Below are 17697 nucleotides of genomic sequence, written 5' to 3'. Positions count from 1 at the left end.
TCTATTTGTTCCTGGTTTTCAGTCGGTTACCAAACGGTTTCCCATCTCTTATCTTTTGATGTGCGAAAGCTAAGAAAACGACGTGCAAAAGCTAAGAAAATGCAGGGCGAAAGCTTAGCTTTTGAGTAGTAAGGAGAGGAGTAGTAAGGAGTAAGGAGAAAAGGAGTCAGTAGTAAGAAGAGAAGTAATGGGTAGTAAGGAGGGGAGTAATAAGGAGTAAGAAAAGGAGTAGCAAGGAGTGAGGAGAGGAGTCGTGAGGTTGTCGAGAAAGCCAATCATTCTGTAGGGGTGGGTTTGTTGGTCAGATCAGGCAGACAGATGGGCTTGCCGTCTTTCTTTCTACTTGTTGCACATGGTAATGTCGCAGATTCTTGTCTTTCTCGATTATTTGCACTATTTTTGCATAAAATAGGCGGCACCTCAGCCATATTGAGCAAGCTCCATAGCCTTCGGTTGGCGCTATTTTGCATCAAATAGGCGGTCTTCTGTCTATATATAATAAGGTATATACAACGATAAGATAAAGAAATGGCATTAAAATGTGGCATTGTAGGGCTTCCCAATGTGGGGAAGTCTACACTATTCAACTGTCTGTCGAGTGCAAAAGCGCAGGCAGCCAACTTCCCTTTCTGTACCATCGAGCCCAATGTGGGCGTCATTACCGTGCCCGACGAACGGCTTACTCGCCTGGCTGAGATCGTGCACCCTGGGCGTATCGTGCCCGCTACCTGCGAAATTGTGGATATTGCAGGCCTGGTGAAAGGGGCATCCAAAGGTGAAGGACTGGGTAATAAGTTTCTGGGCAACATCCGCGAGACCGATGCCATCATCCATGTGTTGCGCTGTTTCGACGACGAAAACATCACACACGTCGACGGAACCATCGATCCCATACGCGATAAAGAGATTATCGACACCGAATTGCAACTCAAAGACCTCGAAACCATTGAGGGCAAACTCTCCAAAGAGCAAAAAATGGCTGCGTCGGGAAACAAAGAGGCCAAGACAAACGTGGCCGTGCTGGAGGCGTATAAGGCTGTGCTGGAGCAAGGAAAGAATGCTCGCACGGTGACTTTCGAGAGCAAAGAAGAGCAGCAAGCGGCTCGAGATCTGTTCTTGTTGACGGCCAAACCGGTGATGTATGTCTGCAATGTGGATGAGGCCGGGGCCAAAAACGGCAACGATTACAGTCGGCTCGTGGAGCAAACGGCCAGAGAAGAGGGAGCAGAAGTGCTCGTCATTGCCGGTAAAACGGAAGAAGATATCGCCTCGCTTGAGACCTATGAAGATAAGAAACTCTTCTTAGAGGAACTGGGATTGGAGGAAAGCGGCGTGAATCGACTCATCAAAAAGGCCTATTCTCTGCTCAACCTCGAGACGTTTATCACCGCCGGCGAGATGGAAGTCAAAGCCTGGACTTACCATCGAGGCTGGAAGGCTCCGCAATGTGCAGGCGTTATCCACACCGACTTTGAGAAAGGATTCATCCGAGCTGAAGTGATTAAATATGAAGATTACATGGCCTACGGTTCGGAAGCAGCCGTGCGCGAGGCCGGAAAATTGGGTATCGAGGGCAAAGACTATGTGGTGCAGGATGGAGACATTATGCACTTCCGGTTCAATGTCTGAAAGTCGGATGAAGAATGAAGGAGGGTTCTCAAGAGCATCAGCCTTTCCATCCTCGTCTTTCTTCTTTCTTTTGAAACACATCTATTATTTATCCCAAGACAGATGGCACAGCTATTGAATTATATTGTTTGGAATCCTGACACGCAGGCATTCGGTTTATGGGGATTGTCCATTCGTTGGTACTCCCTGTGTTGGTTGATAGGACTGCTCCTGGCCTACTTCATTGTGCAACGACTCTATAAGGAGCAAAAGGTGAAAGACGAATATTTCGATCCGCTTTTCGTCTATTGCTTCGTCGGAATCCTTGTAGGAGCCCGCCTGGGGCATTGTCTTTTTTATCAGCCGGAGCACTTTTTGTCCAGCTGGCAGCACGTTGTGGAAATGTTTCTGCCCATCAAATATCTCTCGGATGGCAGTTGGAAATTTGTGGGATATGAAGGATTGGCCTCGCACGGAGGCACACTCGGACTGATGATCGCCCTCTATTGCTACTATCGAAAGACGCGGATGAATCTCTGGCAGGTGCTCGACGACATCGCTATTGCCACCCCGATAACGGCTTGTTTCATCCGATTGGGAAATCTGATGAACTCTGAAATCATCGGAAAACCCACGGATGTGCCCTGGGCTTTTATCTTCGAACGCGTCGATCAGCTGCCTCGCCATCCCGGACAGCTCTACGAAGCCTTGGCCTATGCCGTGTTCTTTGTGGTGGGTTGGTGGCTGTATCGCAAACAACCGCAAAGAGTGGGCACCGGATTCTTTTTCGGATTGTGCCTCACACTCATCTTTAGTTTCCGCTTTTTGATCGAATATACCAAAGATATTCAGGTGGATTTCGAAAGCGGAATGTGGCTCAACATGGGGCAAATCCTCTCTCTGCCTTTCATCGTAGCAGGCATTTACTGCATGAAAAGAAAGAAATCCGCTCGTTGACTCATCGACTTGTCAACTCGTTTACTCGTCAACTTAACATTCAACACATACATGCGACCACTGATTTTAGCAGGGCTTCTCGCCCTGTCTGCCGCCACAACGGCGCAGACAAGACAGGAAACAACTCTGTCAAGATGGAGTTTCACGCGCGATGGAAAGACCTGGGAGCAGGTGAAAGTGCCTCACGACTGGGCTATTCAAGGACCATTCGACCGCAAATGGGACATCCAACACCTGGCCATCGAGCAAGACGGACAAACCGAAGCCATAGACCATACAGGCCGTTCGGGGGCATTACCCTGGATTGGAGAGGGCGAATATCGTACCACTTTCCGGCTACCTGCAAGTGCTCAACATGCCGAACTCTACTTCGATGGAGCTATGAGCGAACCTGTTGTCTATGTCAATGGACGTGAAGCAGGCCGTTGGATGTATGGCTACAACGCCTTCCGACTGGACATTACGCCCTTTGTGAAGGCGGGAGAGAATCAACTTCGCGTGACGTTGAACAACCGAGAGGAGAGCAGTAGATGGTATCCCGGAGCCGGTCTCTACCGACCCGTGAAGCTCATCCTTACCGGAGAGACACGCATCGACCCCTGGAGCACTTTCTTTCGCACCCTTTCGGTCCGCCAAAATACGGCGCAACTGTCTGTAGACGCACAGGCAAAGGCTCGCCCATCAGCCTCTCATCTGCGCTTTCACATCGCCCTTATCGATCCCAACGGGCGCATAGCAGCACAGAAAAGCTTGCCTGCCGACGCACAAGGACGTGTCTCTGCGGCACTGAACGTGAGTCGGGCGCAGCTCTGGAGTCCCGAAACGCCCCACCTTTACACCCTCCGTCTGAGTTTGTATCAGGGCAAACGACTCATCGATCGCACTTCTCAGCGAGTAGGTATCCGCACCCTTTCGATCTCGAAGACGCATGGATTCCAACTCAATGGGCAGTCGCGCAAGTTCAAGGGCGTGTGTTTGCATCACGATTTAGGTCCGCTTGGAGCCGCCGTCAACAAGGCTGCGCTCATTCGTCAGATACGTTTGATGAAGGAAATGGGGGCCGATGCCATCCGCACCTCTCACAACATGCCCTCGCAAATGCAGATGGACGTGTGCGACTCGATGGGAATGATGGTCATGGCCGAGAGCTTCGACGCCTGGAAAGAGCCCAAAGTGAAGAACGGCTACAACCGTTTCTACGACGAATGGTGGCGCAAAGACCTCGAAAACCTGATCCGCGGACATCGCAATCACCCCTCTATCGTGATGTGGAGCATCGGCAACGAGATTCCCGAACAGTGGAACAAAGAAGGCGCAGCACGAGCAAAAGCCATGACCGAGTTCTGTCATCAGCTCGACCCCAGTCGTACTGTGACCTGCGGAGGAGACAATCCCAAGGCCAATACCGAGTGTGGATTCTATGCTGCCCTTGACGTTCCGGGATTCAACTACCGTGTGAATCTCTACGAAGAGCTTATTTCCCAACAGCCGCAGGGCTTCCTTCTCGGGTCGGAAACGACGTCGACGGTGAGCAGCCGGGGCGTATATAAGTTTCCGGTGGAAGAGAAAAAGATGGCCACCTACCCCGATGGGCAATGCTCTTCCTATGATGTGGAATGCTGTGGATGGAGCAATCTGCCCGATATAGACTTCGCTGCGCAAGACGATCACTCATGGGCCATCGGGCAATTTATCTGGACGGGCATCGACTATTTGGGCGAACCCACGCCCTATTACTCTTATTGGCCCTCGCGAAGCAGTTACTTCGGGGCGGTGGACTTGGCCGGATTGCCCAAAGATAGGTTCTATCTCTACCGCTCGGTGTGGAACACACAGCAGCCCACCCTCCATCTTCTGCCCCATTGGACGTGGCCCGGTCGCGAGGGAAAGACGACCCCTGTTTATTGCTACACCAGCTATCCCGAGGCCGAACTCTTTGTCAACGGCAAGAGTCAGGGCCGACTTTCCAAAGAGAAGACAAGCCCCTTAGACCGTTATCGCCTGCGCTGGAACAACGTCGTCTATGAACCCGGCGAACTGAAGGTGGTGGCCTACGATGCCAAAGGCAACAAAGCAGCCGAAAAAGTGGTGCGAACCGCCGGTCAGCCCCATCATCTCGTCATCGAGGCCGACAGACAACGACTTGAAGCCGATGGCGAAGACCTGGTCTACCTCACCGTTTCGATGGTAGATAAGGACGGAAATCTCTGTCCCGATGCCGACGATGAACTCACGTTTCGCTGCACAGGTGCCGCCCATTTCAAGGCCGTTTGCAATGGCGATGCCACCTCTTTAGAGCTCTTTCATCAGCCCCACATGCGTCTCTTCCATGGGCAATTAGTGGTTACCGTTCAGAGTAACGGTCGGAAAGGAACGGCTCAGCTCGTCGTCTCGGCCCCCCAACGAGGCATTACCGGCACGAAAACGCTCACAGCCGGCTCTGCTTCTCGATAAAAAACGGGAGAGCCTATTTTGCTCTTTCACGCAAGCAACATACCTTTTTCTTGAGAAGAGCACATCCTTCTATCCAGAAGGAGAGAGAGAACTTTCAGCCTTTCGACAGGAAAGCGTGAGACACAACCTGTTGTTCAAGTCGGAAGGAAAGACCGGCAACACCCCCAAAAGGCGATGCCAACGGCGTTTGTGCACAGGCAAACACATCCCGTTGGTATCGCCTTTTTAAGCTCCTGAATATCGACGCCCAGTCATCTGATCATCAGTCGTTTACAAAACGAATTCTCATCTCTTAGCTTTTGCGTTCCATTCTCTTAGCTTTCGCACCTCATTTTCTTAGCTTTTGCCCTTCGTTTTCTTAGCTTTTGAAAAACGTGCGGTCATGTTCTCTCGCCATGGCAATGCTCAAACGAACTGGGCTTTGTTCGTTTGGCGCAACAAAAACGTTCTATATGTAACGTTTGTGGGGGAAATATTATAATTTTGCACCAGCCGTTTCGAGGCGGCAACGACTGCAGAACGTCTTTATCTTTAAACAATGTGAAAGGATGTGGGGCGAACAAAGAAAAAGCAGTACCTTTCAACTTGAATTAAGACTAACCCCCTTATTGACGAATGAAAAGAACCCTATTTGCAGTGTTTCTCACGACACTGACGCTCGGTCTTTGTGCAGGCACTAAGAAACCTGTGACGGTTCCCGCTCCCTGCGGCCCGATTCCCAATGCGAATCAACTGAAATGGCACGAGCTGGAGACCTATGCCTTTCTGCATTATTCCCTCAATACCTACACTGATCAGGAGTGGGGATTCGGTGATGAAGATCCGCAGCTTTTCAATCCCTCGCATTTGGATGCACGACAATGGGCCCGCACCTGTAAAAACGCCGGGATGAAGGGCATCATTCTCACGGCCAAACATCACAGCGGCTTCTGTCTGTGGCCGTCGAAATACACCGAATATTCGGTAAAAAACGCTCCGTGGAAAGACGGACGGGGAGATGTGGTGCGCGAATTGGCCGATGCCTGCCGGGAATACGGACTGAAGTTTGCCGTGTATCTCTCGCCCTGGGATCGAAATTTTGCCGACTATGGCCGTCCGGCTTACCTCACTTATTTTCGCAATCAACTGGAAGAACTGCTCACCAATTATGGCGAAATGTTTGAAGTTTGGTTCGATGGAGCTAACGGCGGAACAGGTTATTATGGCGGAGCAAGGGAAAATCGTCAAATCGACGGTGCCACTTACTACGACTGGAAGACCACATTCGACCTCATCCATCGGCTCCAACCCAATCTGGTTATTTGGGGAGACAGAGCCGAATTGCGGTGGATCGGAACCGAGAAGGGATTTGCCGGACTCACCAACTGGTGCACCATCGACTATGTTTTCGATACGCCCAGAGACACATTGATGAACGGACAGGAGGGCGGACAACACTGGTCGCCCGGAGAATGCGACACGTCCATCCGCCCGGGATGGTTCTATCACGATCGTGAAGACAGCCAAGTGAAAAGCTTAAAAAAACTGGTGGATACGTATTATGAGTCGGTGGGCCGCAACGCCTCTCTGCTGTTGAACTTTCCCATCACGCGAAACGGACTGATTCATCCTATCGACTCGGCGCATGCCGTGGCAATGGCGCAGACGATTCGGGCCGAACTGGCGCACAATCTGGCCCGCAACGCTACGATAACGGCATCGCAAGTGCGCGGCGCAAGCAAGACCTATGCCGCCGATAAGGCCATAGACGGTAGCACAAACACCTACTGGGCCACCGATGATGGCGTGAAAAGGGCTTCGCTGACGCTGACTTTCCAACGACCGACACGCATCAACCGTTTCCTTGCGCAGGAATATATCGCCCTGGGACAGCGCGTCAAGCGTTTCACACTCGAAGCGTGGGTCGGCGGAAAGTGGGTTTCGCTGCGCGATGAACGGGCTCCCGAGGGTACAACGGGCCTCACTACGATTGGCTATAAACGCATTGTGTGCTTCCCAACCATCAAGACCACACGTCTACGATTCACCATCAATGATGCCAAGGCTTGTCCGCTCATCTCGAATATCGGTGTGTATTGTGCTCCACCGCTGCCTAAGGACGCCGTAAAAATCCCGGCATCGGCACTGCAAAAAGCTTCGACGGCTCATGAACAGATGCCTTCTCTGAACATAGCGATAGCCAACGACAGCAGCAACGCTGTGCTCATAGATCTGCAAGAGCCTGTAGCTTGTCGCCAACTGGTGTATATCCCCCTCGAAAACGATCAAGACGGACTGGCCACTCACTACGAACTGTATGCTTCTGACGATATGTTGGAGTGGAAACGCTGGCTGGGTGGCGAATTTTCGAATATCGAGAACAATCCCATCCCTCAAACTCTTACGCTTCCGGGCTTACAAACGCGCTACCTAAAATTGGTTGCCACTCGGCTATCCAAGGGCAAACAACTACGGTGGAAGCAGATTGTCGTGAGGTGAAAGGGAAGGATTCGCAGCCATTAAGCGTTCTACCGTATATGGATCTCCTAACAAAAGAAACTCAAACATATCAAAATTCATCAACAGAAAATGACCTCAATCAAAAGCAATCCCATCACTTGGGTGCCCTCAGTCTACTTTGCCATGGGGCTTCCCTTTGTGGTGCTGAACATGGTTTCGGTACTGATGTTCAAGGGAATGGGCATCAGCGACGGACAAATCACCTTTTGGACGTCGTGGATTATGATGCCATGGACACTGAAATTCTTGTGGAGCCCGTTCTTAGAGATGTACAAAACGAAGAAGTTCTTTGTCGTTCTCTCACAGTTAATCACGGGTGTGGGCTTCGGTTTGGTAGGTTTGGCTCTGCATTTGCCCCACTTCTTCACCCTTTGCATTGTGCTCATGGCCATCATTGCCTTTAGCGGTGCTACCCATGACATTGCTGCCGATGGCGTATATATGTCGGAACTGAGCAAGGAAGACCAAGCTCGGTTCATCGGTTGGCAAGGGGCTTTCTACAATATTGCCAAGATTGTGGCCTCGGGAGGACTGGTTTGGTTGGCCGGTTGGCTGCTCAAACAGAATGGAGGAGTGCCCGGTGCGTCGGCGGAAGTTATGCAACGGGCCACCGTTCAAGCCTGGATGATCGTGATGATGGCCCTTGGCGGCATTTTGGTTTTACTCAGTTTGTATCACAGTAGAATGCTTCCCTCAGGCGGAGTAGCCGTAAAAAAAGCCGAGAGTGCTCGCGAAACATGGCAGCGTTTGTTAGAGGTTTTGGGCGACTTCTTCCACAAACGACACATTATCTATTATATATGTTTCATCATTCTCTATCGTTTTGCAGAAGGGTTTGTGATGAAAATCGTTCCGCTTTTCCTCAAAGCCGGTCGTAACATCGGCGGTTTGGGACTTAGCGAAGAAGAAATCGGAATTTATTATGGTACGTTCGGGGCAGCAGCCTTTGTCTTAGGATCGATTCTTGCGGGCTATTACATCTCGCATTTCGGACTGAAAAAGACGCTTTTCTCGCTCTGTTGCGTGTTCAATTTGCCCTTTGTGGCCTATACCTTACTCTCTTTCTATCAGCCGGAAAACGGTCTTCTCATCGGTGGAGCCATCACGTTGGAATACTTCGGTTATGGCTTTGGCTTCGTAGGTCTTACCCTTTTCATGATGCAACAAGTGGCTCCCGGCAAGCATCAGATGGCCCATTACGCCTTCGCATCGGGCATTATGAATCTCGGAGTGATGCTTCCGGGCAGCATCAGCGGCTTTATCAGCGATGCATTGGGTTACAAATACTTCTTTGTCTTTACGCTGGTGGCCACCATTCCGGCCTTCCTTATCACCTATTTCGTGCCGTTTACTTATTCCGCCCCTGTGAAAACGGAAAGCGAATCAGGAGAAACTGTCTCGTGAAAGAACCTCAACCTGTTTCTTTTCTCAGATAAAAGGAAGAAAAACGAATCGCTCATCGACTATTCAATTCAAAAACATAAAAACCCAAAATAACAATGAAACAGCTAAAAGACATCATGCCCTGGGAAGAAAGACCTGCGGGAACGACAGACGTGATGTGGCGTTATTCTAAGAATCCGGTCATCGGACGCTACCACATCCCTACCTCAAACAGCATCTTCAACAGTGCCGTTGTGCCCTTTGAAGACGGTTTTGCCGGCGTATTCCGATGCGATAACAAGTCGGTTCAGATGAATATCTTTGCCGGATTCAGCAAAGATGGTCTTCACTGGGACATCCAACACGAACCCATTTCTTTTGAGGCCGGCAACACAGAGATGATCGAATCCGAGTATAAATACGACCCACGGGTAACGTGGATTGAGGATCGATACTGGATTACCTGGTGTAATGGCTATCACGGACCCACGATCGGCATTGCCTACACCTTCGATTTCAAAAAGTTCTACCAGTGCGAGAACGCCTTCCTGCCCTTTAATCGCAACGGTGTGCTCTTTCCTGAGAAGATCAACGGCAAATATGCAATGCTCAGTAGGCCCAGCGACAACGGGCATACACCCTTCGGCGACATCTATTTGAGTTACAGTCCCGACATGAAATACTGGGGAGAGCACCGTTGTGTGATGAAAGTGACACCCTTTCCGGAGAGTGCTTGGCAGTGCACAAAGATCGGAGCAGGTTCTGTTCCGTTCCTTGTTGACGAGGGTTGGCTCATCTTCTATCACGGTGTGATCACCACTTGCAACGGTTTTCGCTATTCGATGGGAGCGGCCATTCTCGATAAAGACCACCCCGAAAAGGTGCTTTATCGCACCCGTCCCTATCTTCTTGCTCCCGCAGCACCCTACGAACTGCAAGGAGATGTGCCCAATGTAGTGTTCCCTTGTGCCGCTTTGCAAGACGGAGAACGAGTGGCCGTATACTACGGAGCGGCAGATACCGTCGTAGGAATGGCCTTTGGCTACATCAAAGAAATTGTAGACTTTGTGAAGAACAACAGCATTTAAGTTTCCAAGCCGGTGAGTTTTTGAGTTCCGCTCAAAGCTCACCCGCTTTCAAAACACGCTTGGCAATCCTTCTATTTAAAGACTAAGAAAACTCACCCATCATTAACAATCATATGAAAAAACAACTATTGACCCTTGCCTTATGCGCTTTCATGCTAAGTGCTACTGCCGGAAACGTGGATTACAACGTGATTCCGATGCCTCAAAAGATAGAAACGATGAAGGGACAACCCTTTATTCTCTCGTCAGCAACGCCGATTGTCTACGAAGGAACAAGCCCGGAGATGAAGCAAAACGCAGCGTTTCTGGCCGACTACGTAGCCCAGATAATCGGTATACGCCTTCATCAGACCGCTAAAAAAGACAAAAGGCAAGCCTCCATCGTGCTTTTGATCGACCCGAAGATACAAGGTCGGGAAGCCTATCGCCTGACAGTGAGCGGCAAACAGATCACGATTGCCGGCAATACCTCGGCGGGCGTATTCTACGGCATACAGACGCTGCGCAAATCGCTGCCCATACAAACCACGGAAAGCCAGATTTCATTGCCGGCCGTTCAGATAACAGATGCCCCGCGCTTTGGTTATAGAGGCATGATGCTCGACTGTGCGCGCCATTTCTTCCCCATCGGTTTCATCAAGAAGTATATCGACATCATGGCCCTGCACAATATGAATGTCTTCCATTGGCATCTCACCGAAGATCAGGGTTGGAGAATCGAGATAAAAAGTCTGCCCCGACTGGCCGAAGTGGCATCGAAGAGAAGCGGAACCGTCGTCGGACACAACTCTATGATCGACGACAGCATCGCCTATGGCGGTTATTACACGCAGGAAGAAGCCCGCGAGATTGTCGAATATGCCCGTCAGCGCAATATCACCGTTATCCCAGAGATAGACATGCCCGGGCATATGCTCGCAGCTTTGGCCGCCTATCCCGAACTGGGATGCACCGGAGGACCTTATGAAGTGGGCCATAAATGGGGCGTATACAAGGACGTGCTCTGTCTGGGCAATGAGAAAATCTACACCTTTGTGCAGAAAGTCATCGACGAAATCTGCGATATTTTCCCCGCTAAATACTTCCATATCGGCGGCGACGAGACGCCAACGGCACGTTGGGAGGTATGTCCTAAGTGTCAGCAACTGGCCAAAGAGCAGAACATCGACGTCAAAAAGCTGCAACAATACTTCACGAATCGTATCGAGAAATACGTCAACCGCAAAGGAAAGAGCATCATCGGTTGGGACGAAATCCTGGAAGGAGACATCCATCCGAGTGCTACGATTATGAGTTGGCGTGGTGTCGAGCCGGGTCAAAAGGCCGCTTTGCAGGGGCACGACGTGATCATGACACCCGTCTCGCATGCTTACTTCGACTATTATCAAAGCAAAAACACTAAAAACGAACCCGATGCCATCGGCGGTTTTCTGCCCGTTGTCAAGGTATATGAGTTCGAACCCACGCCGCCGACGTTTTCTCCCGAGGCCAAGAATCACATTCTGGGCGTTCAGGCCAACCTTTGGACAGAGTATATCCCCTTCACCACGCAAGCAGAATACATGGTTCTGCCCCGCATGGCTGCCCTGGCCGAGGTGCAATGGACACCGGCAGAGCGCAAAAACTTTAAAGAATTTGTGGCTCGTTCTCGCCGTATGAGCGATCTTTACGACCTCTATGGCTACGAATATGCCCGCCATTTGTGGAAAGACAAATGGCGTCCCACCAACGCCGTGTGGTAAAAACGTCTCCTCGCAGGCCTTCTTGATCTCGGTCTTCGAGCCCCCCGTTCATCCTCTTTTCTACTCTCTTTGCAGACGCATGTCAAGGCATGCGTCTGCAAAAGCTTAGCTTTCGCAGGTCCATCTCTTAGCTTTTGAAGTGTGTTTTCTTAGTGTTTGAGGTTCAAAAGCTTAGCTTTTACAAAGCCTTTCATAAGACATTGAAAATAAGAGAGTTAGAAAGACGGTAAAAAGCCTCGAAGAGAGGGTGCCGAAGGAGGGCGACAAACCGAGAAAACAACCGTTGCCCTGTTTGTAAAAATCTCTTTTTTATGAAGAAAACGCTAACACTTCTCCTCCTATCTGTCGTGCTGGTCCTTCCGTTGGCTCTGCACGCACAGACCATCATTCCTCAACCCGACAGCATCAGTCGCTCTTCCGGCTTTTTCGTACTCAGCAAAGACACGCGCATCTACACCAATCTCACGGGCAAAGAGGCCCAACAGCTGCGCAACTATGTGACCGAGACCATGCAACTGCACCGATTCGGTCCGCTCAAAGCCGGAAAATCGACTGTCAAAAACTCCATTCACCTGCTGGTGATACGGATAAAAGATCTCTCCGTAACCCAAGAGCAGAGCTACACGCTCAACATTACGCCGAACAAAATCACCGTCATCGCCCGCACGCCTCAAGGTCTCTTCTACGCTTTGCAAACCATCCGGCAGCTGACGGCAGAGGGGCGGGTGGCTTGTGCCTCGGTGAAAGACGAGCCGCGGTTCAGGTATCGCGGGATGATGCTCGACTGCTCGCGCCACTTTTTCCCCGTCAGCTTCATCAAAAAACAGCTGGATGCCATGGCTTATTTCAAACTCAACCGCTTTCATTGGCATCTGACCGATGGTGGCGGCTGGCGTTTGGAAATCAAAAAATATCCCAAACTCATCGAGGAAACAGCCTTTCGCACGCAGAGCGACTGGACGAAATGGTGGCGAAACCGCGACCGCCGCTACTGTCACGCTACCGATTCGGGGGCTTATGGCGGATATTACACGCAGCAAGAGGTGCGCGACATCGTGCGATATGCGGCCGAACGCCACATCACCGTTATCCCCGAAATCGAGATGCCGGGACATAGCAACGAGGTTTTCGTTGCTTATCCTGAGTTGTGTTGCACGGGAAAGCCTTACAGCGGGCCCGACTTTTGTGCCGGAAACGACAGTGTCTTCGCCTTTCTCGAGGGTGTTCTCACCGAGGTGATGCAGCTTTTCCCCTCCGAATACATCCACATCGGTGGCGATGAGGCCTGGCAAGAGGCTTGGAAAACGTGCCCCAAATGCCAGGAACGCATGCAGAAGATGGGCTTGAAGAATACCAACGAGCTGCAAGCCGACTTTGTGATGAGAATCGAACGCTTCCTCAATGCGCACGGAAAGAAACTTCTGGGCTGGGATGAAATTATGGAAGGACGGCTCGCTCCGAATGCTGCGGTGATGTCGTGGCGAGGAGAAGAGGCCGGACTTTCTGCGGCTCGCGACGGTCATCATGTGGTGATGACTCCTACAACCTACTGCTATCTCGATTATTATCAAGATGTTCCTTTCTCGCAACCCAAGGCTTTCGGCGGCTATCTGCCCCTCGAAAAGGTGTATGCTTATGAGCCGTTGCCGGCAGATGCTCGCGGAACGAATGTGGAAAGATTGATGGACGGTGTGCAGGGGAACCTTTGGACGGAGGAGATTCCTACGCCCGAGCATGCCGAGTACATGCTTTATCCGCGTCTGTTGGCTATTGCCGAGGTGGGCTGGAGCCGCCATCGCACGTCGTATGCCAACTTTCGAGAACGCACTTTGACGGCTCTCGACCGTCTGAAAGCGGCGGGATATCATCACTTCGACCTGCGAAAAGAAATCGGAAGTCGAAAGGAGGCTCTGCATCCGTGTGCTCATGCGGGCGTGGGAAAGGCGGTGACATACACTCGTGCCTATGCTAAAAAGTATGCAGGGGCGGGAGACAGTACGCTCACCGACGGTCAACGGGCCGACTGGAACTTTAAAGACCGACGCTGGCAGGGCTTTGTCGGCGAGACGGGAATGGACGTTACCGTAGACATGGGGCGAACAGTCGACTTGCACGAGCTTTCCGTCGACTTTATGCAATCGCTGGGCGTAGACATCGTTTTCCCCGCAGATGTCGAGTTGTCGGTCTCTCTCGATGGCAAAAACTTCACCCTGATCGACCGTCTTTCTACGCCACGCAACGCTCATCGCGAGTTTTTCATCGAGCCTTACACCTGGAAGGGTTCTGCACAAGCACGCTATGTGCGCCTCAAAGCTTGGCAGCCCAAAGACGGCGGTTGGATTTTTACGGATGAAATCAGGGTGAATTGAAAGTTGACCAGCTGAGAAAGGATTTTTGTTGACGGGTCAACTCAGATCCCTTCTCAACTGATTCAACCCACCTTCTTCCTGGTTCACTCATCCATTCGTTAACAGATCAACTTTATCTATTCTTTCTATGCGACGATTATTGATCATCCTTTTCACCGTGTTTACCTTGGCCTCTCAGGCCCGCGACACGCTTTTCGTACAACAACCGCAATGGCCTATCCTCATCGAACGGCACGATAACGTTCTGCTTCTCATGCGTATCGATGCGCAGGAAAGCCGAAAATTGGAGCGATTCAGCATCAACCTGGATGGCGTTTCACTCTCCGAGATCAAGTCGGTCAAGCTGTATTACGGCGGAACGGATGCCCGACAAGACTATCCGCACCGGCGAATGGCACCTGTAGACTATATCACCAACTTTACGCCCGGCAAGACGCTATCGGCCATTCCTTCCTATTCTGTGCTCAAAGATCAGGTGCAGCCGCAGCGGAACACCGTGAGGCTGACCGCTAACCAGTCTCTTTTTCCCGGCTATAACTTCTTTTGGGTGAGCATCGAGATGCAGTCTCACGCGGCGCTTCACACCACGCTCACAGCTCGTCTTCAAGAGGCGGTGGCCGACGGACGAGCGTTGCCCATCCAATCGGTAGGCCCTGAGAAAGTGTTACGCCGCATGGGCATCGGCGTTCGGCATGCGGGCGACGACGGTGTGGCGGCTTATCGCATTCCGGGTTTGGTCACTACCCGTCGCGGAACCTTGCTCGGCGTCTACGATGTGCGACACAACAATAGCGTCGACCTGCAAGAACACATCGACGTGGGCCTGAGTCGAAGTACCGACGGCGGAAAAACGTGGGAGAAAATGCGGCTACCGCTCTCGTTCGGAGAGAGAGGTGGACTGCCGAAAGCACAGAATGGCGTGGGCGACCCCTCGATTCTCGTCGACACAAAGACCAACACCGTGTGGATTGTAGCTGCTTGGACGCACGGCATGGGCAATCAACGGGCGTGGTGGAGCTCGCAGTCGGGTATGGATTCTACCCGCACAGCACAGCTCGTCATGACCAAAAGCACCGACGACGGACAAACTTGGACCGCCCCGATCAACATCACACCGCAGGTGAAACGGCCCGAATGGCATTTTCTGCTCCAAGGGCCTGGTCGCGGCATCACGATGAACGACGGCACATTAGTGTTCCCCATCCAATTCCTTGGCAAAGATCGCGAGCCCTCGGCAGGCATTATGTACAGTAAAGACCGCGGTCAGACGTGGCACATCAGTCGTCCTGCGCGCAGCAATACCACAGAGGCGCAAGTGGCCGAGGTGAGCCCTGGCGTGCTGATGCTCAACATGAGAGACAATCGAGGGGGAAGTCGTGCCGTATCGACCACCCGAGATCTCGGGGCCACCTGGGTAGAACATCCCTCCAATCGTTCGGCCTTGATCGAGCCGGTTTGCATGGCCAGCCTCATCAGCGTTCCGGCTAAAGACAACGTTTTGGGACGTAACCTCCTGCTTTTCTCTAATCCCAACACCACGAAAGATCGTCATCACATCACCCTAAAGATGAGTCTCGACGGCGGAAACACCTGGCTTCCCGAGCATCAACTTCTGCTCGACGAGGGCACCAGCTGGGGATATTCCTGCCTGACGATGATCGACCGCGAGACCATCGGCATCCTTTACGAGAGTAGTGTGGCGCAAATGACCTTCCAACGCATCCCGCTCAAGGCGCTCTTATCCCGATAACGGCATGCTGCTCTTACATCATGGAGGCTTTCTGCAACCCGCAGAAGGCCTCCGTATGTTATGTTTACTTCCTATATATAATAAGGTATGGACGATGATTTCAATCGCATCGCTTTCGTCTGGATAGAGCGAACAGCAGGAAAAATGTGTCGACAAACGGTCTATTCGCAGCAATCATTGCTCACTCACCTATTCATACGGTCCTGCGTCAGCCCATATCCTATCCACAACGATCGTAGTTTACCCCCATCAAAACCAAACAGCCTGTTTTGCAAAAGCTAAGCTTTCGCAACGCGTTTTCTTAGCTTTTGCACACCATTCTCTTAGCTTTTGAGGTTCAAAAGCTAAGAGAATGGAAAGAGGCTTGTCAGTCCTTGATGGTCAAGAGATGATGAAGGGGTGCGGATGGACGGGGAAAGAAGAGCGCAACCTGTGGGAAAGCGTGGGGTGTTTGAGCGTTGTCCTCATTGCATGAGCAAGTGGCGTGTCTGGCCATCGTGGCACGATAGACTCGGGCTGGCTCACTGTCTGGGTTTTGTGGGAGGGCAATGGTGCCCCTCAAAGCAACGAAACAGCAAGGAGAATTGTGTAAAAAACGAGGTGAGAAGTTAAATAAATGTAATTTGTGGTACCGCAGAGCTTCTTTGCTGAGACCCTTGTATAAAAGTTGGACAGCGGGCTCGAGCGCGCAGAAAGAGAGAGCTACGCGCGGACAAAAACTGTTAAGCGGGTGCCTCTCCTATTGCTTTTTTTATTACCTTTGCAACGTCTTTTGATATCAACCCCTGTGTCATCCCCTTTTGGATGCGGGTCGTGGGCGAGACACATTTGTTTGGTCTTTCGCCGAGGTTGCACCTAAAGAATAAAAAATGAGACTGAAAAGAACGATAAAAACAATTGCTTTTACAGCATTCATCGCCCTGTTTGCGGCTCCCGCTGCCGGCCAAGACCTCTTGGCAAGGCAGGCTCCGGTAGACAGGAAAATGAAGTCGGTGGATACGCTGGTTCTTCAAACCATCATCAAAAGAGAAAATATACAGATGCCGGCGGCCAGCCTTTACGATACGTGGGACAACACTCGCACGCATCATCTCACGGCTCTGCCCGACTCTTTCCTGATCAACCTGCGCCATTTTTGCATGCCCACACCCAGTAGAGTGGTGACGAGTAACTTCGGAAGCAGGTGGGGACGCCAACATAAAGGCTTGGACATCAAGGTCTATATCGGCGATACTATCCGCGCTGCGTTCTCCGGAAAGGTGCGCATCGTGAAGTATGAGGCGGCAGGATATGGAAAATACATCGTCATCCGGCATCCCAATGGTTTGGAAACCATCTACGGACACCTCTCCAAACAACTGGTAACGGAAAACGAAGACGTGCGCGCCGGCGATCCGATCGGCCTCGGCGGCAACACAGGACGTAGCACCGGTTCGCATCTTCACTTCGAAACACGCCTCTGCGGCATCGCTCTGAATCCGGCTATCTTCTTCGATTTTCGCGCACAAGACGTGGTGGCAGATAGCTATATGTTCCGTCGTTCCACCTACGAGCAGGCTTCTGCTGAGGCTACTCATCTGCGTGGCGTGGTGGGCAACGGAGGCTACAGTCGCGAAGAGGTGGTGGGCAAGCCTGGAAGAGATCGCGAAGAGACGGCTCCGATACCGTATAACGCGGCCGAAAAGCTCTACCACAAAGTGTCGTCTGGCGAGACCTTGGCCTCTATTGCAGAGAAACGGGGCGTTTCTATCGAAACGATCTGTCAGCTGAACCATATCCGGAAGACAGACAAACTTCGACCAGGACAGATTCTTAGATATTCTTAATAAGCGGAATCGTGTTTTTAT

The 17697-nt window shown here is 51.5% G+C and carries 10 protein-coding genes; all 10 read left to right on the top strand.

Features of this window, described 5'->3' with window-relative positions; genetic code table 11:
• The first annotated feature begins 528 nt into the window (after positions 1 to 528).
• The 10 genes from ychF to J5A66_RS09760 all read left to right on the top strand — a co-directional run bounded on the left by ychF (position 529) and on the right by J5A66_RS09760 (position 17676).
• A complete protein-coding gene (gene ychF / locus J5A66_RS09805) occupies positions 529 to 1629 on the top strand; it encodes a redox-regulated ATPase YchF (protein WP_211790410.1) in 1101 nt (366 codons plus the stop codon).
• 102 nt (positions 1630 to 1731) lie between these two features.
• The gene (lgt, locus tag J5A66_RS09800; RefSeq protein ID WP_211790409.1) at positions 1732 to 2565 is read left to right on the top strand and encodes a prolipoprotein diacylglyceryl transferase; all 834 of its coding nucleotides are present in this window, start codon (positions 1732 to 1734) and stop codon (positions 2563 to 2565) included.
• 51 nt (positions 2566 to 2616) lie between these two features.
• The gene (locus tag J5A66_RS09795; RefSeq protein WP_211790408.1) at positions 2617 to 5019 is read left to right on the top strand and encodes a glycoside hydrolase family 2 TIM barrel-domain containing protein; all 2403 of its coding nucleotides are present in this window, start codon (positions 2617 to 2619) and stop codon (positions 5017 to 5019) included.
• A gap of 615 nt (positions 5020 to 5634) precedes the next feature.
• Positions 5635 to 7497: an alpha-L-fucosidase gene (locus J5A66_RS09790; RefSeq protein ID WP_211790407.1), complete on the top strand. Its 1863-nt coding sequence runs from the start codon at positions 5635 to 5637 to the stop codon at positions 7495 to 7497.
• Positions 7498 to 7587: 90 nt separating this feature from the next.
• Positions 7588 to 8922: an MFS transporter gene (locus J5A66_RS09785; protein ID WP_211790406.1), complete on the top strand. Its 1335-nt coding sequence runs from the start codon at positions 7588 to 7590 to the stop codon at positions 8920 to 8922.
• Between the two features lie 95 nt (positions 8923 to 9017).
• Positions 9018 to 9989: a glycoside hydrolase family 130 protein gene (locus tag J5A66_RS09780; RefSeq protein WP_211790405.1), complete on the top strand. Its 972-nt coding sequence runs from the start codon at positions 9018 to 9020 to the stop codon at positions 9987 to 9989.
• A gap of 113 nt (positions 9990 to 10102) precedes the next feature.
• Positions 10103 to 11731, top strand: coding sequence for a beta-N-acetylhexosaminidase (locus J5A66_RS09775; protein WP_211790404.1), 1629 nt, complete (start codon positions 10103 to 10105; stop codon positions 11729 to 11731).
• Between the two features lie 311 nt (positions 11732 to 12042).
• Positions 12043 to 14100 carry a family 20 glycosylhydrolase gene (locus J5A66_RS09770; protein WP_211790403.1) on the top strand — a complete coding sequence of 686 codons (2058 nt, stop codon included), beginning with the start codon at positions 12043 to 12045 and terminating at the stop codon, positions 14098 to 14100.
• 127 nt (positions 14101 to 14227) lie between these two features.
• Positions 14228 to 15850, top strand: a complete 1623-nt coding sequence (locus J5A66_RS09765) for a sialidase family protein (RefSeq protein ID WP_211790402.1) — start codon at positions 14228 to 14230, stop codon at positions 15848 to 15850.
• Between the two features lie 869 nt (positions 15851 to 16719).
• On the top strand, positions 16720 to 17676 hold the full coding sequence (locus tag J5A66_RS09760; protein ID WP_211790401.1) for a M23 family metallopeptidase: 957 nt from the start codon (positions 16720 to 16722) through the stop codon (positions 17674 to 17676).
• Positions 17677 to 17697: the final 21 nt, after the last annotated feature.

The sequence above is a fragment of the Prevotella sp. oral taxon 475 genome (assembly GCF_018127805.1).
Taxonomy (GTDB): Bacteria; Bacteroidota; Bacteroidia; order Bacteroidales; family Bacteroidaceae; genus Prevotella.
Note: the sequence above shows the minus strand (reverse complement) of the source record. Positions and strands in the feature narration are given on the sequence as shown.